Origin of the sequence: Calothrix sp. 336/3 (assembly GCF_000734895.2) — a bacterium.
Taxonomy (GTDB): Bacteria; Cyanobacteriota; Cyanobacteriia; order Cyanobacteriales; family Nostocaceae; genus 336-3.
This window is the reverse complement of sequence record NZ_CP011382.1, coordinates 2,480,393-2,502,756: the sequence shown is the minus strand read 5'-3', so window position 1 is coordinate 2,502,756 and position 22,364 is coordinate 2,480,393. Positions and strand designations below refer to the sequence as shown.

Below are 22,364 nucleotides of genomic sequence, written 5' to 3'. Positions count from 1 at the left end.
GTGAGTTATGAGTGGTGAGTTATGAGTGGTGAGTTATGAGTAATGAGTGGTGAGTAATGAGTAATGAGTGGTGAGTAATGAGTAATGAGTAATGAGTGGTGAGTGGTGAGTAATGAGTGATGAGTTATGAGTTGTAATGGGTAAAAATGTGTAGTGGGAGCGTCTCGCTCCCTGATTTGAATATGCCAGCCTACCCTGGAAACAAGTGATATTTATAGATTTTCCCTATCGAACTCTAGAGAATACCTACCCTAGGGCAGATGTTTTTGAACGCTATAACTGCATAGATTCAAAATAACTTCAAAATACGCCTGTTTGACTACGTAGAGCTTTGAGTTTTTCAGCCTGTTGTAAGACTCTTTCACTGATGCGATCGCAAGCTAATTCACAAAGTTCAAAAATCATCGGCTCGGCAATCTCATAATAAGCACTAGTACCCTTGGGTTGACGAGATAATACCCCTGCCTGAGTTAATACTTTTAAATGCTTTGAGAGATTTGCTTGCCCTAAACCAGTTGCCTCCGCAAGTTCCATCACATTCATTGCACCAGATTTCAGACAGGTTAAAATCTGTAACCGACTTGCCTCCGACAAAACCTTGAAATAGTCAGCAACGGCAATTATTACTGCTGGATCTACCTGGGATGACTTGGTTTTGGGCATAATTAAAGATAAGTATTTGGGCAGAATAGGCAAAAATAGTTTTATAACTAATTAGTATAATAACGAAATTAATAACTTTTCCCTAATCTTGTGTTTGCTTCTAAAAGAATCCCCAAGCATTTAAGCTCTGTCAATCATCATACAAGTATACGCAAATTGATCAATCCTCCGCTGGAACTGTTAAACTCTCATCACAATCAAAGTAAACCAGAAATTCGCCCCCGAATTAGGTAAACTTGTGACACCAATTTCTCCACCATGGGCAAGGATTATTTGCTTACATAAATATAAACCTAATCCTAAACTTAGGGAATTGCGCACCTGATGAGCTTGAAAATACAGTTGAAATAAATTTTCTTGTTGTTGGGGAGTTAAACCCACACCATTATCCGCCACTGAACAATGGATTTTATCACCTTCAACTGTAGCATTCAGGATAATTTGCAAACCTGGGGGATTATGTTTAATTGCATTGACAATCAGGTTAGAAAAAACTCGCCACAGTTGGTTGCCATCGGCGAAAATTAGGGGCAAATCAGCTGATATGAGATTTTTGACTATGACTTGATTCTCTTGCAGTAGGGGTTGTAAATCAGCGATCGCGGCTTCTGCTATCCGGGAAATGGCGAGATTATCCCTTTGTAAGAAAATACCCTGAACCTCACTCTGGTGGGCTTCCATCAGGGAATTAATCAAATGTAGTTGGCGATCGCTACTCTCCATCATCTTCTGTAAAAATTTTCTCGGTACAGCAATTGTTTCCTCAGTGACTCCCATCTCCCGATTCAACAAATTCTGTAACACCATCAAAGTGCCAATCACCGGGTTACGCAGGTCGTGGGAAACTGCATGATAAAATACTCGTAAGGATTCTTCAGTATGTTTGCGTTGGGTAATATCCAAAATAATTCCCACAATCCCACCCAAACAACCATCCGCTTTCTCAAAAGTAGCTTTGTAAAAAATCACATCCCGCTTCTTACCATCAGCATAAACAAAAGTTGCCTCCTCTATTTGTATCCCCCGTCTCCCTAATAATTCCCTATCTGCTTGATGATACTGCTGTGCTAAATCTGGTGGTGCTATGTCATACACAGTTTTTCCCATAATTTCCTGAGGCTGCAAACCAGTAGCATCAGCAAACGCTTGATTCCAACCGATATATTCACCTTGAATATTTTTATAGAATACGGGAGTCGGAATCGTATTAATTAAAACTCGTAAAAAATCTAACTGTTCCTTGAGCGCTGCTTTTGCCAGTTCTAATTCTTTGCGCGCAAAAAATTCCTTCGCTTGTAGGCGATCGTACAAATACACTCCCATATCGCACATCACGCACAGCCAGAAGACATACAAAATTAACGTGACATTATAGATACCCGGATATTTAGGTAAGGAACTTGTTAAGCCCAGTGCAGTATTCACCCCAAAGTAATAAACTAGTAACACCAATTGAGACAGAAAATGTAAATTCCATCGCACCGGCATCAAAGTTGCTTGACTGACAAACAACAGTGACCAAGCTAAGGTATCTGGTAAGGCAAAATGATTCAGAGTGGCAAAAATCTGCTGTACTAGACTAATAGACCAAGATAAACCTAGAAATAATATTCCCGGATAACGACGACCAAAAGTAGTAGGGTGTAAACCAAAACAGATAGCGATACTCCAAAGCATCACACAATTAATCACCAAACCCTCTTCCCGCAAGACTTCTGGTAAATGATTTAGCTCTTTGAGCGGGAAAAATAAATCATAAATATCCCGCACAGTAAAACTTAATACACAAATTAACGCCAACCATAACCATAAACGTAATCTTTGCCAAAAAAAATGATTCCGCCAGGTGATATATGCGTTAGTTTCTGTACCCGGAAAAACTTGCTTTTGGAAGCGGTTCCAGCTTTTCAACACAGATTAGACATCCCCAGATATCTAAATTACGGAGCAGGGAGAAGGGAGCAGGGAGCAGGGGGAAAGAGAATTTCCGATAACCCATTACCCAATTACCCATTACTCATTACCCATTACTCATTACTCATTACCCATTACTCATTACTCATTACCCATTACTCATTACCCATTACTCATTACTCATTACTCATTACCAACTCCATACTTGCGCTCAACTCATCCAAACTACGCCAAACTTCCTGAAGCATCGGTTCTAAACCAATACCCGCAACTGCGGAAACTAAAAATACAGGACAATGGGAGAGGTGATTTAATTGGGTTGCTAAATCTTTTAATTCTGCTTCTTCCAAGTACACCGCATCAATTTTATTTAAGGCGATAATTTGCGGACGTTCTGCTAAACCTCGTCCATAGGCTTCCAGTTCCTGCTGTATGGTATGATAATCTGCCACCACATCCTCACTGGTGACATCGATGAGATGTAGTAATACCCTTGTCCGTTCGATGTGACGTAAAAAGTCATGCCCTAATCCTGCACCATCGGAAGCACCTGAAATTAATCCGGGAATGTCTGCAAAGACTGTACCGTCACCGGTGGGTTTACGTACGACTCCCAGGTTGGGAATCAGGGTGGTAAAGGGATAATCAGCAATTTTCGGACGTGCAGCAGATAATGCAGATATCAGGGTAGATTTGCCGGCATTGGGTAAACCAATAATACCGACTTCTGCTAATAACTTGAGTTCCAGTCGTAGTAATTTTTCTTCTCCATCTAATCCAGGTAAGGCATATTCGGGAGCGCGATTACGGTTACTGAGAAAATATTTGTTACCTAATCCACCCTTACCACCTGCGGCAACTGGCAAAGTCTGTCCCGGCTCCGTCAAATCACCAATTATCTCATCGGTTTCTGCATTGTATATTACCGTACCACAGGGAACCTCGACGATTAAATCTTTTCCGTTGGCTCCAGTACGGTTATTGGGTCCGCCTCGCCCCCCGTTTTCTGCTTGGAATCTATGGTTATATCTGAAGTCTAGCAAGGTTTGCAGGTTTTCCACGGCGGTGAAAATGACCGAACCTCCCCAGCCACCGTTACCGCCTGCGGGTCCTCCGGCAGGTACGTATTTTTCCCGACGAAAGGCAACAATGCCGTCGCCACCTTTACCTGCTGCTACTTGAATTTCTGCCTGATCGATGAATTGCATAGTTGGGTGTGGATTGTTGTAGAGACGTTCTGCTAGAACGCCCCTATTTGAAGATGTGGATTTTAAATATAGGGGGTAACGTCTTCGCCACAATCATCAGCTAAATAAGAAAGGGCACGAAAACGCAATCCTACAAGTTGTTCGTACAGGGGGTTGAGTTTACATAGGGGAGGGATATGAACTATTTTACGTCCAAAAAGGGTGATGTCGCGCTCGAAGGGACATTGTGAGGGTATCATTTTACAGAGGAAATGAGCAACTCTGGGGTCTTCGATATCTAAGCCATCGAGCCATTCTCTGAGGGGTTCTAGGGCAGTTGCTTGTTTTTTACTGGGTGCAGTGATGTTGCCCGGTGAGATAGCTTCTGGATGCTCTAGGGTATATCGTAGGGATTCTAGCAGGTTGATGGGTTCTCCCAAAGCGTCACAGAGTTGGTGCAGTAAATAATCTTCACTTTTGGAGTAGGTTCCATCGGCGATCGCCACCATAACAGCTGTGCGTAAAAAGTTTTCTGCGGCGGGAGTTTCCTTACCCAATACTGCTGCTAAATCCTCTGGTTCGATTGCCTCGAGGTTTTCCAAACTAATTTCTGGGACTAATTCCTCTTGAGTAATACTACTGATTAGCTGTCGCTCTTGGTCATCAAAATCACCATCTGCCCAGGCGATCGTTAGTAATCCTCGCAACCAAGCACTGATTTGTTCATTACTGTACGTGGATTGAACCGCACGACTTTTCATAAATCTACGCCTCTAGCTTTTTCTCTACATACATAATCTAGTTTAAGAGGCAGGAAAATTACTGTCCCTTCCTCTCCAAGAAAAAATTAAGATTTTATGGTATCAGAGATTATTTTAAAAGTGCTGAATGTGATTTTAAACACTGATATCATGTTCGCATAATAACTTGTGCATGCAAAAATCGGAAAATTCTCTTTCCCCCTGCTCTCCTGGTGGCTTAATTAAAAAAAGACTTGTTGCGAATTAAGCTAAAAAAGTGGCTAAAACCCTTGTGAATCAAGACGTTCAGCTACTCAAGAGCAAAAACGGACGTAACCCTTATGTCGTAAGCTTTTCAGCCGTTTAAAACTTTATTACGCAACAAGTCTAAAGTATTCAACCGAACACGATATGATTCACCCCTCCTAGCGCCCCTAAAAAAAGGGAACTTCTCAAAATCCCACTTGATTCATGAGGATTTAGAGTTATGAAAACGTTTTGCTACCTCGAAAAATGATGCAAGTAAAAATTGTCATTGCGACCAAAATCAAGTGCAGGAAAGCAATATTATCATTAACTCTATCTAAAACATGAGAAATATTCAAAAAAATAGGGAATAGGAATAAAGCATAGCTTTTCCTACTCCCCTCACCTTTCAACATTGCAAGTTATGAAAAAAAACAATCCTAACCAATCGGGTTAATATCCCCCACAAAATTTAACAAATCTACCATGGTAAATGTTCCCGGAATGCGAGCAGGTAATGTTGGTTTCCAACCGGGACAACGAGCCAAAAACGAACTACTATCAGCTTCTAAAATACCGATAAATACCTCTGCTAAAATCCGACTTCCTACCTGACCTAAACGTAGTCCTTGAGCTTGAATTTGTGCTTCCTTGAGGATGTAATACCACAGTGGTGACTCAACATCCAAACCGAATTTAACTGCCACTGCTCCATCTGCACCTTGGGCAATTTCACTAGGAGTCAACGTTTTTGCTCTCATTAATCTGGCAACACTTTGACCTGATGGTAAACCCATACTACGACCCCGTAACAAGTTCCTGACGGCAAGGGAATTGGGTGCTGGTACGTTGGGCAAATTTTTCAAGGGATCGACAAGAAATGGGTCTAATTTGCGACTGGGATTAACTGTAATCTTGGAATCAATTTCAAAGAATCTTCTCCAGTCGATAATCCAGTCGCTGGGAATAGGAATATTGGCAAAATCACCTAATTTTCCAGATTTGGCAGTGAAGGCAAAAAGTAACTCTAAAGTTGCGGAAGTTACTCCCCCAGGAAGCGGTGTAAAAACTCGATTGTAGTCATAGTCTGCACGAATCATACTGTGACCTAGACGGTATGCAGCCACAGAAAATTCCACAGGGATAAACGGTTGTTCTTGGAAGTTGAAAAAGCGCCTACCTTGTTTGATAACTCTCTCCAATTGTTCCTTGTCGATGACTCTTGCTAAAAAATCATAGATAACAATCCATTGATAGTGCCAAATCACCAATTCTCTTGCTTGTTCAAAGATAGATTTTTTGGTGGAATAGTGTGATTTGATATTGCCATTGCGGATATCTGCAACGACTTTATTATGAAACTTGAGGAATGCTAGATGCATTTGGGCAACAATTAAGTTTTCATCGTTGCGTGGATCGCCAATTATTCCTAGGGTACTTTGAGCGCGGGGCAAATCGTTGGGTAGCTTGGTGGGAATTGTGGGATCTCCAGCTCCGGGTGTCTCGTTAGTTGTACCAATTAAAAACAAATCTGGGTCATCAAGCTGATATAAGTAAGGTTGGGCTTCTGGACCACCACCATAGATACTGTCTAGGTCGAGCATGGGTGTGCGGAAATTTCTTACCGCTAGGGGGTCAACCATGATTTCCTGAAGGGCTGTAGTATCAAAAGTAATATCATGGTCGATAAATTGTCCCAGGTAGGTAAACCCTGCGGGAACGCTGAGATTATCCCCTGCGGGTGCGTTGGGATTCAGGTCATTCATCGCATTACCCAGGGCTGTTAAGCTTTCTATGGTGGGGGTAAAAGCCGGTAGCCTGGGAAACATTCTGCCAAATTTCCCCATGGTAGAAAACTCGCCTAGGGGCTGATTTTCTCCTGTACGACGACCAAATCCATGACGTTGTTGCATATTGCTAAGTTGGAAATATGTAAAGAAGTTTTCATGTCGATATGTTTTGTAGTATGCTGTAGTGGAGTGATTATTGTCGGTACACTTGAGGGTACTATTTGCAACTTGTCACCAATGACTTGTAAGTAATGGCTTGTGGGTAATGGCGATCGCGGTGCATGCGCAACAACAGAATCTTGCACCTCATCCCCAATGAAAATCACCCAGGGAATTTGAATTCTTGATAATATTTATCCAACTAATGCAAATTTTTCTCAAAAATCATCTATAATTAATTACTAATGATAAATATCAAGTTCTCCTTTACAATTCCCTATTCCTGGTTTGTCATTAATGTTTTATTTCGGTATTGAGCATGAAGTTGCGTTTCTGAATAGTGAAGGTAAATTTGCGGATTTTAGCTGTACTAAATTTACTGAGTTTCAGCAAATCATTGAACAATTACCTACCTATTCTCAAGATTATCCCCAGCTGCGAGTTGGGGATGCTGGTATTAAGAAAAAACGCTGGTATATTGAAGGTTTTGAACGTTTTTTTGATTCAGAAAAAGTAATTGAATGTGTACCCAAGGGAATTGAAATTAGAACTACAATTCACCCGGATATTCACAGTACAATTGTGGAATTATCAGAGAGTTTTCATCTGTTATGTGAGATTGCGGCAAAATCAGGATTTGTACCTGTATTAACGAGTTTTAATCCTTATTCTTCAGAGTTTCAACCCCATCCTCCACTCAATGATTACGAAGTTCAAAGACGACAAGCATCTCCAGAAAAGCAAACAGCCAATATTCCCATGCTTACCTATGGACCAGATTTGAATATTTCTGTTGCTAACTTGGATTATGAAAAAGTCATTGATATCGGTAGAAAATTGACCTATTACAGTCCCTATCTGGTACCTTTTAGTTTTAGTTCTCCCTTTTATCAAGGTGATTTGTGGTCTGGTTTATCAGTACGAACTTTTATGCGAACTGGCAAACGTCCAGCAGCAATGGTATTTGTAGAAAAGCCAGAACAACTGATTAAAACTTTTCCTTCTTTAACTAAAATTGCTCGGATTCCAGCAGAGATTGGCAGGATAGAATTTAAAGCTTTTGATAGTTGTGATGATTTCTCTATTTACGCAGCATTATTAGCGTTATTAAAGGGTTTGGTTTTGGATGATTCCTTACCTGGTAGAGCGACAATTCCCGATACAGAAAAGCATCAAATTTCCGCACAATTCGGGTTCAATCATCCAGAGATTTTGCAGAATGTGAAAGAGGTTTTAGAAGCGGGAGAAAATGCTTTGCAAGGTGATGGGGATAGGGATTTATTAGCACCATTGCAGAATATTCTAGCAACAAGAGTCACCAAAGCTGATCAGATGAGAGAAGATTTTCAAGCTCTTGGTTCAATTGAAGCGGTGCTGAAGCGGAGTTATGGGGAATGAGTAATGAGTGGTGAGTAATGAGTGGTGAGTAATGGGGAATGGGGAATGAGTATGGGATATAAATTGTGTATGCAGAAATCGAAAAATTCTCTTTTCCCCTGCTCCCTGCTCCCCCGTTACCTTAATTACAAGTATTCAAGCGGATATGATATTATCCCCGATTTATGCAAAAAGTCGGGTATTCCTCAACCGCCAGAATTTTTTACCAATCATCATCTTGTTGCAACAACAATAAAAAATCATTGAGAGTAAAATCGGTGACAGGCAAATCCTCCCCTTCTGTAACAGCATCAGAAATTGGTATTAATTCTTGCTGGTGTAGGGACAAAGCAAAATTTAATACTTCTTCCTGTTGTGTCAGCGACAATTGCGCCATGACTTGCAGTAACTTTTCCTGAACAACGTCAGTTAGTTTGGGAGCCATTCTCAAATTTTTGTTAAATGCCTGTCTTATTGAGCATATCAAAAAATTTTACCCATCAACTGCCTTGGAGCAAATAGTTATAACCTCACGAGTCGATAATTTTGCTTTGATCCCTAGTGACAAACCCAAGCTCAATGCTTGATGTTGGCGGAATTTTCCCTATTTACGCCCCCAATTTTTCCCTTTTCACCGACATCAAAGTGGGGTTATCCAATAAGTAATTCCACTGATAACTTTTGCCTGAAAACCATAGTTTGACATTTGTGCTTTTTCCAAACCGACGTAAGTCCAGTGGGGAGTATCTTTCTCTACAGTCTGAAACCAACCATAATTATTTAAAACCTGCCTTTGTAAGGAGTTAGAGACTTGCAAATCTACGGCTAATCCCCAGAGATGTTGGGATGCACCGGGAGGAGCGACAATGCTGAGAATAGCGGTTTCTTCTCCCCGTCGTACTCGCTCCAAGGTATTTGGTTTCGCGTATCTTCGCCAAAATCGGTAGGTAGTGGCAAAACTGCGGGTACAGTCACTACCACCATTCCCAGAACGTAGAGAAATTGCCACCTGCGATCGCGCTTGATTTAAAGCTTGCGCTGCGGCTTTTTGCAGCATACAACTACTACTACCATTTATCTTGACGAGATTTAAACTTGCTTGAAATTGCTTAGTTTGCAGTTCATTAGAAAAAATTAATTTGGGTGGTAACTTCACCTCTGGATGCTCTGTGGCAAATACCGCACCGTAGGAGCGCAACAAAATATAATCCAGGGTTCCCGGTTGGGGAATCATTGGTAATTTGTCAGTAATTGCCCCGATAAATCTCTCCTTTGGTGGTTGCTGGGGGTCAGGAACATAGGGTATCACCGCAGCATAGGCAACAGCAGCTTCCGGTGGAGCTTCGGCTTGAGGTTGACAGTTGCTGGCTGATTCCTCTGTACAACTTGTCAGGGTGGGATTCTCAGTCAGCAAACTCCGTCGAGAAATTCCACTACTTGCCACCAAAGCAAAAGTCATAAAAGCGATGACAAATAAAAAAATCACCCTGCGAAAAATTCTTTGCATAAAAATATTTAAAATTTGGGCATGGGGGAGCATCAATACCTAAATAATTTATATAGCTTTTCTCCGGCTAATGAGTAATGAGTGATGAGTGGTGAGTGGTGAGTAATGAGATTAATTTACCAGGGAGCAAGACGCTTCGAGTCAAACTTGAGCAAGAGGGCGATCGCTCTGTTTTGCAGTCAACCGAATTCATTTACCAGAGGATTGGGGAACCACAACAGGAATGGTGCGATCGCCATATCCTTGCATCTTTCCTCACCCCATCGGAATAGAACAATGTTTCAGATAATCAAATAGACAAATTCAGCGTTTCTACAGATTTGTAATCACAAAATGTTTGTCATTGCCTAAGTACACTGACGCTCAAAATCTGCTAAGGCATAGGGTTAAAGGGGAAGAGTAAAAACTTTACTAATCAGTTAGAATTACTGATATACCTCAAAAAATCAATATTTATCTCAGGTATTAAACAAGACATTTCTATTATCATCCTGGCTTTTTTTCCGTGACTTCTACATTATGACCATGCCCAATTCCCCAGAATTTCAAGACGCTTTTGATGTCATAGTTGTTGGTGCAGGTCACTCCGGTTGTGAAGCTGCCCTAGCATCTGCCCGTCTTGGTTGTCGCACCCTCCTACTAACCCTAAATCTCGACAAAATCGCTTGGCAACCCTGTAACCCTGCCGTCGGAGGTCCAGCAAAGTCCCAACTTACCCACGAAATTGATGCCCTGGGTGGGGAAATTGGCAAAATGGCTGACCGTACCTATCTGCAAAAACGCATTCTCAACTCTTCACGGGGTCCGGCAGTCTGGGCGTTACGTGCCCAAACAGATAAGCGAGAATACGCAGCCATCATGAAGGCAATTGTCGAGAACCAAGAAAACCTATCCATCCGTGAAGCCATGGCAACGGATTTAGTTCTCAATCAAAACAATGAAGTAATTGGTGTGGAAACCTACTTCGGTGTTGCCTTTGGCTGTAAAGCGGTAATTCTCACCACGGGGACATTCCTGGGTGGGAAAATTTGGGTGGGCAATAAATCCATGGCAGCCGGACGAGCTGGGGAATTTGCGGCGGTAGGTTTGACGGAAACTTTACAGCGACTGGGGTTTGAAACGGGACGCTTGAAGACGGGAACCCCCGCACGGGTGGATAAAAGGTCTGTAGATTACAGCAAGATGGAACCCCAACCGGGAGATACTGACGTGCGCTGGTTCAGTTTTGACCCCCAAGTCTGGGTAGAACGGGAACAAATGCCCTGTTATATGACCCGTACCACGGCAGAAACCCATCGGTTAATTCAGGAAAATTTGCACCTTTCCCCGGTGTATGGTGGCTGGGTAGAAGCCAAGGGACCCCGCTATTGTCCAAGCATTGAGGATAAAATTGTCCGCTTTGCCGATAAGGAAAGTCACCAGATTTTCATTGAACCGGAAGGACGGGATATTCCCGAACTCTATATTCAAGGATTTTCTACCGGATTGCCGGAAAACTTGCAACTGTTGATGTTACGTAGTTTGCCCGGTATGGAAAACTGTGTGATGCTGCGTCCTGCCTATGCGGTAGAGTATGATTATTTACCTGCTACTCAGTGTTATCCCACAATGATGACTAAGAAAATTGCCGGGTTATTTTGTGCGGGGCAAATTAACGGGACTACGGGCTATGAAGAAGCAGCAGCCCAGGGTCTAGTGGCGGGAATTAACGGGGCACGGTTTGCCAAGGGGCAGGAAATGATAATTTTACCCCGTGAGCAAAGTTACATCGGTACCTTACTAGATGACCTCTGTACCAAGGATTTACGGGAACCCTATCGGATGCTTACCAGTAGGAGTGAGTATCGTTTAGTGCTGCGTTCTGATAATGCTGACCAACGATTAACACCCCTAGGACGGGAAATTGGGTTAATTGACGACCGTCGCTGGCAGATGTTCATTGATAAACAGACAAAGATTACGGCGGAAAAAGAAAGATTGTATGGCACCAGGGTGAAAGAACACGAAGAAATGGGACGGGCGATCGCCACCGATACCCAGCAAGCAATTAAAGGTTCCATCACCCTCGCAGACTTATTACGTCGCCCCGGATTCCATTACAGCAACCTGGAACACTATGGACTCGGCAACCCCGATTTACAGCGTGCGGAAAAAGAAGGAGCCGAAATCGACATCAAATATTCTGGTTACCTGGCAAGACAACAAAATCAAATTGAACAAATTGCTAAACAAGCAAATCGTCACCTGCCACCAGATTTAGATTATGGCAGCATCGATACTCTGTCCAAGGAAGCACGGGAAAAATTGACTAAGGTGAAACCCCTAACCATCGGGCAAGCAGCTCGCATCGGTGGTGTGAATCCTGCGGATGTCAACGCTTTGTTAATTTATTTAGAATTGCGTAAAACACAGACACCAACAGAGTTTTCCGCCACAGTGTAAACCCCAACTTCATCAAAGGCGAGTATAGTAGTAAGTGTATCAGGAGGTAACTGGTATGAATGATGACATTAATTAATCGAATCAAGCTTATCAGTTGCCTTCAGGTATGAGTTGAATTTTATACAAACGAAAATAAACCCCTCAACGGGCAACAGATTTTAAAATTCCTAATTTTTAATTCTGAGGGGACAGAACTCAATAGCCGCCTAGCGGTGACAGTTAATCCCAAACAGAGAAAGCCTCAACCAAAAACTGCTATGTCTCAAGAAGCCAGCACCAAACTTATTATTCCAGAAGTATCAGAGGAGTTAATCGCCAGCGAACCTTGGTCGATAGAAACCTATGCCGATGGTTTTATGGATGACCTGTTTGCCGATATCGACGATATTCTCGATGGTCGCAGCGCCTTACCACCAGTACATCCAGTACAACCCTACTCCTCCTACATGCAAACGTCACAATCCATCGTGCTGCCAGAGAGATTTGTGACCTCAGTACAATTACCTACGCAAGTTCGGGAAAACCAATTAAGTACGGTAGTCGTAAATACCCCCGTTCCTAGCCAACGAGTCCGGAAAATTCGCCGCAAATCTGGGCACTGGTTCGGCAAGCTATTTACCTTCGGAGCTGGTTTAGGACTGGCGATCGCCTCCGTAGTTTGGGCAGTCAACTCCGGTTTAATTAGCCGTCTGTCCTCCCCCTCCTTCCAACAAGCTCTACAAACACCCAAACCCCAACTACCCAGTAGAGCCGAAATTCAAACAGAATTCGTCAACTACATGTTGGGAGCGCTGTCTACCATCGACAGACAAGGTGTAAATAACAATCAATCCAGCAAGCCAGTACTCACCGCTCAGGCAAATAATAATCAAAATGCCCTGGCTTACATCAACCCCCAAACCACCACAACCCCCAGTAATTTACCACCCCTCCCCGCCGCCAATAATACCCCAATAAATACCCCAACAAATCGCCCTAACAACGTTGTGGAACGGGTGTATATCCCCGTCTATCAAGCGCCCCTACCCATGCGCTACGTACCCCCCACCCTAACCACAGGGGTTAACCAAGCCCTACCACCCCTACCCAACACCATCAAAGCGCCCAACAAAGCCGCAACCGTCAAACCCGCAGCCCAAAATATTAAACCCGTAGCTTTAAACCCCGCCCCCCTGCGAATTCGTCCCGAACCGAAACCTGCCATACCCCCCGCACCATTACGAGTTGCCAGGGTTCCCCAAGCACCACCCCCAGCACCCAAAACCCCAGAAGTTACCACCGTTGCTACCACCAATCAAGCCATCAATACCTTAGAAGGGTTATTAGAATTAGGTGGCAAATCCGCCGCCCTATTTAAAATTAATGGTGTGACTCGTCGGATAGATATTGGTGAAACCATTGGTTCCAGTGGCTGGACATTAGTCGATGTTGCCAACGGTGAAGCAATTATTCGCCGCAACGGAGAAGTCCGTTCTATTTTTACAGGACAGAAGTTTTAGGATGGAGTGATAGGGTGGAATTGGGCAGACTCTTCAATGACGGGGAATAGGTGTTGGAAATATTGGTGTTGCTGATTCAGGGGATGATTTTAGTGATTTTTAGACGAAATAATAATACTTTCAGTCTCTAGTTCATCCCGCATTTATGCAACGCCACAATTGAACCATCCTTCTGAGAAAGCAGAAAGACATTCGGTGGTCGCAAGGGATACCAATTTATAATCAAACAGCATTATCATCTTACCATTCCACCTCAAGAAGAACTCTCATATGTTGGAGAAGAAATCTACTGGCGTAATGGTGATTCGACTGAGCTTGCAAAAACCCCAAAGCAGATTGCTATGTTAGCAAAGCGCTTCTAAGAATCGAATTAGCTTAGAGCTATGATGTACTTCCCTTTATTAATGCTTTTTTAGCATACAGGAAGTAATTCGCCGAATTCCCGACAACGGTCGAATTATTAATAAATGTTTTGATACCAGCAAGGGGACTTTTCAAACACCCTCTTAGGGCTTTTGGGTGGAGTTTTTACCAAATTTCCGAAATTGTTTTCTATTTGATTGAAGTGGTCTTTAACACACAGAGACAAATTCTCATGACTCAGTGTTATTTAAACTTACTTGAGCTGATCTTACTTTATTTAACTTAAGTATATTTCCATCTATCAAGACATTAGAACTCAATAGGAATCAACAAAGGAGAAATTACCAACCATGGCTTACACTGCTTATATTTATACAAAAGAAGGCGATAATCTAAGTGTACGCGATCGCCCTAACGGAAATATCATTACTTCCCTAAGCAATGGAACGGAAATCACTGTAATTAGTGACTCTGCGTTCGCAGGTTCGAGAAATTGGGTACAAATTGGCACCAACCGTTGGATTGCAGAAGAATTTTTAACGGTGATTCGTAGTGCAAAACTCGTTGCCAAAAGAACTACAGATGCGATTAATAAATTAAGAGTTTATCAAGTTCGTTTAATCGATCGCAACGGTCAATCAATAAATACGGTACGTGCAGTTTCTGGACGTGCAAATAAACAAACACCATCCCATGTCGCTGGTTCACAAACACCCATACCCTTTGGAATTTATAAATTTGATTTTCCCGGAGTTGTCGAATTTAAAGATGGGGAATTTGGTGGTGTATGGTCTTCAGTTACACCTATTTTTCGCACCGGACGCTCGGAAATCGGCGTACATTATGACCCATCGGCTTTATTAAATAATAACAACAGTGGGACTGCGGGTTGTTTTGCTACTCCTACCATCAAAGAGCGGGATATTGTGACTAATTTTATTCGCACCCAAAAACCCACCCATTTGATTGTTTATGAAGGGTAGTGCTTTGTCATGGCGAAGTTGCTCAATGCGATCGCCCACAACTACCCCAATCCACGAAAATATTGATACATCGGTAGGGGCACATGGTGGAAGTTGGTAGCTTAGGGTGCTGTTAATCGCCATCACAATAAGCGATCGCCAAACAAGCAATTTTCCTTGTGTGACAGTTTAGGTAATCCACCAGGGAGGTACTGCCCCTCCTGTTGCCGCGTTATCAGCACGGTGCCTCACTTTTCGGCTTCAGGTGGTAAGAAAAACGGAAGCTCAGAGAATCGTTCGCATAGCGTCTCTGAAAGAGATACTCTTGGCGGGTGTTAACCGCAGGCGTTTTCAAGACGCTTTCCTCGTCCATGCCGGACAGCTTCCTTAAGGGGTGTCAGAGGAGACTTGAACTCCCTAATTACTTGTTTCACAAACAAGCGCTGCGACCACTTTGGCTTCTGACACCATCAGTGGATACTGGTCGGACTTGAACCGACATCTTTCTGCTTGCAAGGCAGACGCTTTCCCAATTAAGCTACAGACCCATGAGCAGGAGTGGTAGGACTCAAACCTACAACTATCCGGGTAGAAGCCGGATGCTCTATTCTATTGAGCTACACTCCTATAAATTGGTAGCCCTGGCAGGGTTTGAACCCGCTACTTCCTCTTTGTAAGAGAGGCACTCTACCAACTGAGTTACAGGGCTGTGAAAGCGATTGACGAGACTCGAACTCGTACCTAGAGTTTGGAAGACTCAAATGCTGCCATTACACCACAATCGCATATTGATTTTAGATTTTGGATTTATAATTAACTTATTATTAATAAATTAACTTCCAATAAATCGCTTTTGAAATTCCATCAAATTTGCTCCTTCCGACTTACTAGAAAATATCGAGAAAACCACACTTTTAAATCTGCCGTGAAACTCTCCACCTGGTAATAGCAAATCCGCAAACATTTGAGCAACCATCGATGGCTTATTTCTAAATACTCCACAACCCCACGCACCCAAAATTAAGGCATCACAGTTGTGGGCGGCAGCCAAACTCAATACTTTCGTACCGCGAGAATAAAGAGCTTCGGGAATTTTATCTAAATCCTGGGGTTGATGCTTGGCAATTCCTCCCGCGTTAGGTGCGGCACTGGTAATAAAATCAACGCAATAGAAATTTTCCAAGAAATTTCCAGCATCGTCTTTTAATACGGGACAGTTGGGAGAATAAATCATGCGATCGCTATAAAACAGAGATTCATAACCGCGATGGAATTCGTAATATTTTCGTCCCAACAAAATACTTTTATATAATGCCGAACTGCGGGCTAAACTTTCTTCCTGCGCTTGGGAACCCTTGAGGAAACCACCACCGGGATTTCTAGCTGAAGCAAAATTGAGAACACCAATTTTGGTAAATTTGCCAGTTTCGATAATTCTTTTTGCTCCTTCTAAAGTCGTTTCGTTTTCCACCTCAAATTCTGTAATTTCATATTGAGGTTTGCCAGAAATAACTTCCTGTTGAATTTGCTCAAGAGCATCGGGTTCATAATATTTAGTCCCAGCCAAACAGGATTGTAAGTCTTGCTGGATATCGACCAATTTTCCACTGGGAGAGGTGTAATTACCAGATTCAAGAATTTCGATTGTATTTTGGGCGATCGCGATTCGTCTCATCGGTTTTACTCCTCTTAGTTTTTTTAATTTTATGTATTTTACAAGTGTGACATAGGCGTTTGTAAATGGTGATATTTTTGAGAAGCTGATGAAGGGAATTGAACCCATAACCTACTGATTACAAGTCAGTTGCTCTGCCAAATTGAGCTACATCAGCAAAATTAATTTGTATTTAGGAATTAAAAATTAGAAATTACAAATTACAAATTGAATTGGTGACGGGGGCAGGAATTGCACCTACTGATTTTCAGCTTATGAAACTGATGAGCCAACTGTTGCTCCATCCCCGCAATATCACCTTTATTTGGCATTTTTGGCACTTTATTAAGTACCAAATACCCCTGACTGGGCTTGAACCAGCAACAAACCCGTTTTAAGCGGATCATGTCTACCAATTGCATCACAGGGGCAAGGTGGGTCGCCAGAGACTTGAACTCTGAACTTACTGCTTAAAAGGCAGTTACTCTAACCAATTGAGTTAGCGACCCATAAATCCGAGTGGCAGGGATCGAACCTGCGACCCTCTGTTCCCAAAACAGATGCGCTCCCATCTGCGCTACACCCGGATAGTACTCCTGGTAGGATTTGTTCGCGTAGCGTCTCCGAAGGAGATACCTACACCGTCTGGTTTCTAAGACCAGCGCCTCTTCCAATTGGGCTACAGGAGCATGATTTGGCTGCCTCGTCAGGATTTGAACCTGAAATACCTCTTTCAAAGAGAGGTGTGTTGCCAATTACACTACAAGGCAATGAATAACTGCCCCAGTAAGAGTCGAACTTACAACCTCGCGGTTAACAGCCGCTTGCTCTGCCATTGAGCTATAGGGCAATGTGCCAGTCCCCCAGGTCGGAATCGAACCGACGACCTCTGATTTTAAGCCTGCGGCAGGCTACGCCAACAGACCAGCGCTCTCTACCAAAACTGAGCTACCGGAGGATAAAGCGAGGACGGAAGGAATTGAACCCTCATCATCAGGGTCGAAACCTGGTATGTTCTCCGTTACACCACGTCCTCATAAGGTGGAGAGAGAGGGAGTCGTAGACGCGTTCGCGCAGCGTGTCGCTTTGCGACTCAGCGGCTTCTCGCAGAGTACCCACAGTGAGATGCTGAATCCCACGACTGTGAGCGCAAACAGCTTGCTCTGCCAATAGCAATCTCTCCATGATCGGTCTGGATGGAGTGAAGGGGAATCGAACCCCTATCCAGCAAGCGTCCGTTTGTTGGTTTCGTTGCTGTCGATCACCATTCGTCACCCCATGAGGCAGTGCTGACGGGAATTGTAGACGCGGAGTGGCTTCTCGCAGAGTACCCGCAAACCCAGGATTGAAAGACAGGTGGCTTTACCAATTTGCCTACGGCACCATGTATGCCATGTAAGTTAAAAAAGCTGTTGATTTATACACAGGAATCGAACCTGCATAGACTGTTTAAGAGACAGTTGCCTTAACCATTAGGCGAGTATGTAAGCTTTTTCTATTAGGACACGGCAACGCAGAGACTAGGACTTGTAGACGCGGAGCGGCTTCCCGAAGGGTACCCAGAACAACAGTTTTGGAGACTGTGATGTTGCCAATTACACCATCCCTGCATTTGGTAGCAGTGGTGAGAATCGAACTCACATATCCTCGGTTATGAACCGAGTACCTTAACCATTAGGTGACACTGCAATGCTTGGAGTCCGAGGTGGGGATTGAACCCACGATGATTGGTTTTGCAGACCAACGCCTTCCCACTTGGCTACTCGGACAAACAAGACGGGGATGATGGGATTTGAACCCACGGCTTCCTGTTCGACAGACAGGCACTCTTAACCACTGAGTTACACCCCCACATTAGGTGGCAATCTATTCAATTTTCATGGTTCTGATAGTGTTTGCTCTGTGCCTTTTTGAGAGGCTCTTTTGCTTCACTACATTCATACTACATAATGTATTATAAGGTGTCAAGGGCATACTACAAGTTTTTTTGGAAAGTGAGAGGGCAAGGGTTGCTTAATGGCTGTATTGCCCTCTGTGATTGAGTTTGAGTAAATTACTCACCTTCAGCTAGGCGTTGTGTGTTCCAGAACTGTTCAGCAAATGCGACTGCTGGGTGAATCGGAGCTTTAAGCTTGGTTTTCAATACCATTCCTGTTTCATGTAGCAGGCGATCGCTCTTGGTAGAATTACAACGTTCACAAGCTGTGACAACGTTATCCCAGGTGTGCTGCCCACCTTTTGAGCGGGGGATTACGTGGTCAAGGGTTAAATGCTTGGTGCTACCGCAGTATTGGCAGGTGTGGTTGTCTCGTTTGAGGACTTCACGCCGATTTACAGGTGGTACTTTCCAGTGGCGTTCGGGATTGCCAACGGTTAAGCGGATATGTTCTGGTACTTGTAGTACAACACTAGGCGATCGCACTTCCCACTGCTTTGTAGTACCAAAATTCAACGATTCTGCTTGACCTGTGACTAACAGCACAATTGCCCGTTTGATATTGATGCGTGCTATTGGTAAGTAGTTTTTAGAGAACACCACCACTGAATTTTGTAATATGTGTGGTTGCCTAAAAGGTGGTTGAGCTTCCATAAGGTTAATTCACTCCTAAAAAATAACCCCCGTCTCTGAGTAGTGAACAGAAGCGGGGGTCAGGTAATTGATACTTTGTAACCTATATCGGTGCTGTGAGACATTTGCACCTCCCGCTATGGATAAGTTGGTCTAAATTCAGCCATTCGCCTTCTTCTGATTTATTACTGGCAAACAGATACATTCCCTCAAACGCAAATAGCACAACCGCATCTATACCACCCTGGCTGGGTCGGCAATGCATCATGCTACTAATGATTGAAGAGAATCTGCTGCTCATTGAAGGTTTGTAGTATTTGTAATCAAGACTTATTTCGATAATACAGTTGTAGTATGCGTTTGTCTAGTACCTGTTGGAGAGGATGAGGAGGGCGATCGCGTCAAAGACGCTGACCTTCGGTATCACACCCCATCAAAAAACCGTCTACAGATGCCAACACAAAAACACCCCCAAAATTAGCGGTGTAGGCGTTGAAACTATTTTGATACAAGGATTCTAGCGCTTTGTAGACGGGAATTAGGGGATAATTTTTCGTCTGATTGTCGCCTTAGAGGCTTGTTTTGGTGGTGTCTCCACTTTTTCAAAGCCAAGATTTTTTAGGCGATCGCCCTGTGATTTTGATTTTCCCATTAGCTTTTGGGATATAAGTAAGTCGGTGAGAATAAACCTAACTATGTAACAGAATGTAAAATCGGCATAACCCTTGGGATTGCTTCATTTCACTGAGTCGCAAAGCGACACGCTACGCGAACGTTTCATTCGCAATGACATACATTGAAATTTTCACACCGATCTACTTATACCCGTTTGGTTGGGTGAGCTTGCCATAATTGGTATTCCTGCATTTGTTTCACCAGGTTTATTCTTTTGCAAATTGCTGCAATTGTTTATTTACCCAATCTTCATTAAAAAATTATTTATATATGAGGTTATAAACAGTTAATTTTTATCCTTTTCTGATTACCAAGCCAGATAAAATTAACTGTTGTTGCTCTTGGCTATTATCAATTGTTATTTTCCCTTGGTGTAAAATTGTTTTATGTAATTTTAATAATTTTCCAGAAGAATCTTCTAAAAAGAAAATTCTGTCTTTAATTGTTTTCAAAAGTTCTGGTTCGTCTTGTTTTTCCCAGTATTCAATAATATCTAAGCGAACGAAATCTTCTATTCAATGAGCTTCATATCCATTAACTGGTCAAACTATGTTGCATTTTACAGCAAGCGAACACATTTTCAGTATGAGACAAATAATCGAATATTTAAAACGGGGCAATCATTTTTTGGCAAGTCGCTAAGAATATTTTTGACAATTTTTAGAAATGAATGTACTATCAAAGTAACATTTATTTGATTAGTTTTATAGCCCCAAAATATCATAAAACTAGGGATATTTTTATTTAATTTTTTAATATTCAACATTTTTAACATTCAATACTTGTGCCTTGATTCCTACAGGAGTTTTGCAATGAGCACATTCACAACCCAAGACGGCACACAGATTTATTACAAAGATTGGGGTTCAGGGCAGTCGGTTGTCTTTAGCCACGGCTGGCCTCTCAGCGCCGATGCCTGGGAATCCCAGATGTTTTTCCTCGCTTCCCATGGTTTTCGCTGCATCGCCCACGATCGCCGTGGGCATGGGCGATCAAGCCAACCCTGGAATGGCAATGACATGAACACCTACGCCGACGATCTGGCGGAACTCTTCGAGGCACTTGATCTGAAAGACGTAGTCATGATCGGGCACTCTACAGGCGGCGGCGAAGTTGCCCGCTATATTGGTCGTCATGGTACCAAGCGTGTGGCTAAAGCCGTGTTGATGGGTGCCGTGCCGCCCATTATGGTCAAGACAGAGGCTAATCCCGGAGGACTGCCCATGGAGGTTTTCGACGGCTTTCGCACGGCATTCTTGACTGATCGGTCACAATTTTTTCTTGATGTGGCTAGCGGTCCGTTTTTTGGCTTCAATCGACCCGGTGCTAAAGTCTCTCAAGGGCTGATTCAGTCGTGGTGGATGCAGGGCATGATGGCTGGATACAAAAATGCGTATGACTGCATCAAGGCATTCTCGGAAACGGACTTCACCGAAGACCTCAAAAAGTTTGATGTGCCAACGTTGATCATTCATGGGGATGACGATCAGATTGTGCCAATCGGCGCTTCTGCCCTCTTGTCTGCGAAGCTCGTTAAGGATTCGACTTTGAAGATCTATCCTGGTGGTTCACATAGCCTGGGTGACACCAGCAAAGACCAACTCAACGCCGATTTGTTGGAATTTATCAAGTCCTGATGTCAAGGTGCTGAGATGAGACATCGATGTTACGGATCCGAACGGGTGCATTCTCATGTTTTGCAACCTGTTTGATATCACTCTTTTAAACTCAACAACGATAGGACTCATCATTATGAAAAAACTAGACGGGAAAATTGCAGTCGTGACAGGTGCGTCTAAAGGCATCGGTGCCGCGATCGCCAAACATCTGGCAGCCGAAGGAGCAGCCGTGGTTGTCAACTACGCATCGAGCAAATCAGGAGCTGATCGCGTGGTTGACGAGATTGTTAGTACAGGTGGAAAAGCGATCGCAGTGCAGGCAAATGTTGCTAAAGAGGCAGAGATTCAACAGCTTTTTGCTGAAACGAAACAAGCCTTTGGCAAGCTGGATATCCTGGTTAATAATGCAGGCATCTACGAATTTTCTCCGCTCGAAAACATTACGCCCGAGCATTTCTACAAGCAATTCGATCTAAACGTGCTAGGCTTGCTTCTGACCTCACAGCATGCCGTAAAGCACTTTGGCGAAGAAGGCGGTAGCATTGTCAACATTAGTTCAATTGTGAGCACTCTGACACCCGCGAATGGCTCGGTCTATAGCGCTACCAAAGCAGCGGTTGATGCCATCACCAAGTCCCTTGCCAAAGAGTTGGGTTCTCGCCATATCCGCGTCAATGCTATCAATCCTAGCATGGTGGAAACTGAGGGGACACACAGCGCAGGCATTACCGAGAGCGAAGGTCGTAAACAGACTGAAGCGCTAACCCCCTTGGGTCGCATCGGACAGCCGCAGGACATCGCCCCAGCCGTCGTCTTCTTCGCATCTTCTGATTCCGCCTGGATCACGGGTGAAACCCTGTACATCACGGGTGGTCTTCGTTAGCTTGAACGGCATTAAGTTGGTTGTTGATAGTGGCTAGCAAAAATCTAAACAAATCCAAACCAATCTAAATAGGTAAGATGGTATATCTCCTTGCCCTAGTGATAGGTCTAATTGC

17 protein-coding genes and 18 tRNA genes are annotated in these 22,364 nt (G+C 43.4%); 7 read left to right on the top strand and 28 right to left on the bottom strand.

Annotation, left to right across the window (positions count from 1 at the left end; genetic code table 11):
- Nucleotides 1–300: 300 nt before the first annotated feature.
- The 5 genes from IJ00_RS10510 to IJ00_RS10490 form a co-directional block, all read right to left on the bottom strand.
- Nucleotides 301–663, bottom strand: coding sequence for a helix-turn-helix transcriptional regulator (locus tag IJ00_RS10510; protein WP_035152768.1), 363 nt, complete (start codon nucleotides 661–663; stop codon nucleotides 301–303).
- A gap of 180 nt (nucleotides 664–843) precedes the next feature.
- Nucleotides 844–2,577: a HAMP domain-containing sensor histidine kinase gene (locus IJ00_RS10505; protein WP_046814794.1), complete on the bottom strand. Its 1,734-nt coding sequence runs from the start codon at nucleotides 2,575–2,577 to the stop codon at nucleotides 844–846.
- A 176-nt stretch (nucleotides 2,578–2,753) separates the two neighbouring features.
- Complete coding sequence (gene obgE / locus IJ00_RS10500) at nucleotides 2,754–3,785, bottom strand: GTPase ObgE (protein ID WP_035152765.1); 1,032 nt, start codon at nucleotides 3,783–3,785, stop codon at nucleotides 2,754–2,756.
- A 62-nt stretch (nucleotides 3,786–3,847) separates the two neighbouring features.
- Entirely contained in the window at nucleotides 3,848–4,525 is a 678-nt protein-coding gene (locus tag IJ00_RS10495; protein ID WP_035152763.1) for a Mo-dependent nitrogenase C-terminal domain-containing protein, read from the bottom strand.
- A gap of 665 nt (nucleotides 4,526–5,190) precedes the next feature.
- Nucleotides 5,191–6,663, bottom strand: coding sequence for a heme peroxidase family protein (locus IJ00_RS10490; RefSeq protein WP_035152761.1), 1,473 nt, complete (start codon nucleotides 6,661–6,663; stop codon nucleotides 5,191–5,193).
- 333 nt (nucleotides 6,664–6,996) lie between these two features.
- Here IJ00_RS10490 and IJ00_RS10485 point away from each other — a divergent pair, with 333 nt between their 5' ends.
- Nucleotides 6,997–8,097 (top strand): glutamate--cysteine ligase, encoded by a 1,101-nt coding sequence (locus tag IJ00_RS10485; RefSeq protein ID WP_035152759.1) that lies wholly within the window; start codon nucleotides 6,997–6,999, stop codon nucleotides 8,095–8,097.
- A 202-nt stretch (nucleotides 8,098–8,299) separates the two neighbouring features.
- Here the strand turns inward: IJ00_RS10485 and IJ00_RS10480 are convergent, their stop codons facing one another.
- Both IJ00_RS10480 and IJ00_RS10475 read right to left on the bottom strand, forming a co-directional pair.
- The gene (locus IJ00_RS10480) at nucleotides 8,300–8,521 is read right to left on the bottom strand and encodes a hypothetical protein (protein WP_035152757.1); all 222 of its coding nucleotides are present in this window, start codon (nucleotides 8,519–8,521) and stop codon (nucleotides 8,300–8,302) included.
- A 195-nt stretch (nucleotides 8,522–8,716) separates the two neighbouring features.
- Nucleotides 8,717–9,583 carry a D-alanyl-D-alanine carboxypeptidase family protein gene (locus IJ00_RS10475; protein ID WP_035158849.1) on the bottom strand — a complete coding sequence of 289 codons (867 nt, stop codon included), beginning with the start codon at nucleotides 9,581–9,583 and terminating at the stop codon, nucleotides 8,717–8,719.
- 98 nt (nucleotides 9,584–9,681) lie between these two features.
- On the opposite strand from IJ00_RS10475, the gene IJ00_RS28940 reads away from it, so the two are divergent.
- From IJ00_RS28940 to IJ00_RS10460, 4 genes are all read left to right on the top strand, one after another.
- The gene (locus IJ00_RS28940) at nucleotides 9,682–9,855 is read left to right on the top strand and encodes a hypothetical protein (protein WP_168163459.1); all 174 of its coding nucleotides are present in this window, start codon (nucleotides 9,682–9,684) and stop codon (nucleotides 9,853–9,855) included.
- A 247-nt stretch (nucleotides 9,856–10,102) separates the two neighbouring features.
- On the top strand, nucleotides 10,103–12,025 hold the full coding sequence (gene mnmG / locus IJ00_RS10470) for a tRNA uridine-5-carboxymethylaminomethyl(34) synthesis enzyme MnmG (protein ID WP_035152754.1): 1,923 nt from the start codon (nucleotides 10,103–10,105) through the stop codon (nucleotides 12,023–12,025).
- Nucleotides 12,026–12,282: 257 nt separating this feature from the next.
- Nucleotides 12,283–13,524: a hypothetical protein gene (locus IJ00_RS10465; RefSeq protein ID WP_035152751.1), complete on the top strand. Its 1,242-nt coding sequence runs from the start codon at nucleotides 12,283–12,285 to the stop codon at nucleotides 13,522–13,524.
- A 713-nt stretch (nucleotides 13,525–14,237) separates the two neighbouring features.
- Complete coding sequence (locus IJ00_RS10460; RefSeq protein ID WP_035152749.1) at nucleotides 14,238–14,870, top strand: SH3 domain-containing protein; 633 nt, start codon at nucleotides 14,238–14,240, stop codon at nucleotides 14,868–14,870.
- 372 nt (nucleotides 14,871–15,242) lie between these two features.
- Here the strand turns inward: IJ00_RS10460 and IJ00_RS28610 are convergent.
- From IJ00_RS28610 to IJ00_RS28935, 21 genes are all read right to left on the bottom strand, one after another.
- Nucleotides 15,243–15,317, bottom strand: a tRNA-His gene (locus IJ00_RS28610).
- 6 nt (nucleotides 15,318–15,323) lie between these two features.
- Nucleotides 15,324–15,397 (bottom strand) — tRNA-Ala (locus tag IJ00_RS10455).
- A 5-nt stretch (nucleotides 15,398–15,402) separates the two neighbouring features.
- Nucleotides 15,403–15,476 (bottom strand) — tRNA-Arg (locus IJ00_RS10450).
- Nucleotides 15,477–15,482: 6 nt separating this feature from the next.
- A tRNA-Val gene (locus IJ00_RS10445) sits at nucleotides 15,483–15,558 on the bottom strand.
- 5 nt (nucleotides 15,559–15,563) lie between these two features.
- Nucleotides 15,564–15,634, bottom strand: a tRNA-Gly gene (locus tag IJ00_RS10440).
- A 47-nt stretch (nucleotides 15,635–15,681) separates the two neighbouring features.
- Nucleotides 15,682–16,524 carry a TIGR02452 family protein gene (locus IJ00_RS10435; RefSeq protein ID WP_035152747.1) on the bottom strand — a complete coding sequence of 281 codons (843 nt, stop codon included), beginning with the start codon at nucleotides 16,522–16,524 and terminating at the stop codon, nucleotides 15,682–15,684.
- Between the two features lie 83 nt (nucleotides 16,525–16,607).
- Nucleotides 16,608–16,681, bottom strand: a tRNA-Thr gene (locus IJ00_RS10430).
- Between the two features lie 179 nt (nucleotides 16,682–16,860).
- Nucleotides 16,861–16,934 (bottom strand) — tRNA-Leu (locus IJ00_RS10425).
- 4 nt (nucleotides 16,935–16,938) lie between these two features.
- A tRNA-Lys gene (locus IJ00_RS10420) sits at nucleotides 16,939–17,012 on the bottom strand.
- Between the two features lie 5 nt (nucleotides 17,013–17,017).
- Nucleotides 17,018–17,090, bottom strand: a tRNA-Pro gene (locus tag IJ00_RS10415).
- A gap of 4 nt (nucleotides 17,091–17,094) precedes the next feature.
- Nucleotides 17,095–17,192: transfer RNA gene (locus IJ00_RS28605), tRNA-Leu, on the bottom strand.
- A 6-nt stretch (nucleotides 17,193–17,198) separates the two neighbouring features.
- Nucleotides 17,199–17,273 (bottom strand) — tRNA-Gln (locus IJ00_RS10410).
- A gap of 8 nt (nucleotides 17,274–17,281) precedes the next feature.
- Nucleotides 17,282–17,353: transfer RNA gene (locus tag IJ00_RS10405), tRNA-Asn, on the bottom strand.
- A 9-nt stretch (nucleotides 17,354–17,362) separates the two neighbouring features.
- Nucleotides 17,363–17,461: transfer RNA gene (locus IJ00_RS10400), tRNA-OTHER, on the bottom strand.
- A 6-nt stretch (nucleotides 17,462–17,467) separates the two neighbouring features.
- Nucleotides 17,468–17,539 (bottom strand) — tRNA-Arg (locus tag IJ00_RS10395).
- A 381-nt stretch (nucleotides 17,540–17,920) separates the two neighbouring features.
- Nucleotides 17,921–17,988: transfer RNA gene (locus tag IJ00_RS28600), tRNA-Lys, on the bottom strand.
- 128 nt (nucleotides 17,989–18,116) lie between these two features.
- A tRNA-Met gene (locus IJ00_RS10390) sits at nucleotides 18,117–18,192 on the bottom strand.
- A gap of 5 nt (nucleotides 18,193–18,197) precedes the next feature.
- Nucleotides 18,198–18,272 (bottom strand) — tRNA-Cys (locus IJ00_RS10385).
- Nucleotides 18,273–18,280: 8 nt separating this feature from the next.
- A tRNA-Asp gene (locus IJ00_RS10380) sits at nucleotides 18,281–18,354 on the bottom strand.
- A 202-nt stretch (nucleotides 18,355–18,556) separates the two neighbouring features.
- Nucleotides 18,557–19,093 carry an HNH endonuclease gene (locus IJ00_RS10375; protein WP_035152744.1) on the bottom strand — a complete coding sequence of 179 codons (537 nt, stop codon included), beginning with the start codon at nucleotides 19,091–19,093 and terminating at the stop codon, nucleotides 18,557–18,559.
- Between the two features lie 947 nt (nucleotides 19,094–20,040).
- A complete protein-coding gene (locus IJ00_RS28935; RefSeq protein WP_168163458.1) occupies nucleotides 20,041–20,199 on the bottom strand; it encodes a hypothetical protein in 159 nt (52 codons plus the stop codon).
- A 360-nt stretch (nucleotides 20,200–20,559) separates the two neighbouring features.
- Here IJ00_RS28935 and IJ00_RS10365 point away from each other — a divergent pair, with 360 nt between their 5' ends.
- Together IJ00_RS10365 and IJ00_RS10360 are read left to right on the top strand one after the other, a co-directional pair.
- Nucleotides 20,560–21,384, top strand: a complete 825-nt coding sequence (locus IJ00_RS10365) for an alpha/beta fold hydrolase (RefSeq protein ID WP_035152736.1) — start codon at nucleotides 20,560–20,562, stop codon at nucleotides 21,382–21,384.
- 115 nt (nucleotides 21,385–21,499) lie between these two features.
- The gene (locus IJ00_RS10360) at nucleotides 21,500–22,249 is read left to right on the top strand and encodes an SDR family NAD(P)-dependent oxidoreductase (protein ID WP_035158847.1); all 750 of its coding nucleotides are present in this window, start codon (nucleotides 21,500–21,502) and stop codon (nucleotides 22,247–22,249) included.
- Nucleotides 22,250–22,364 lie beyond the last annotated feature (115 nt).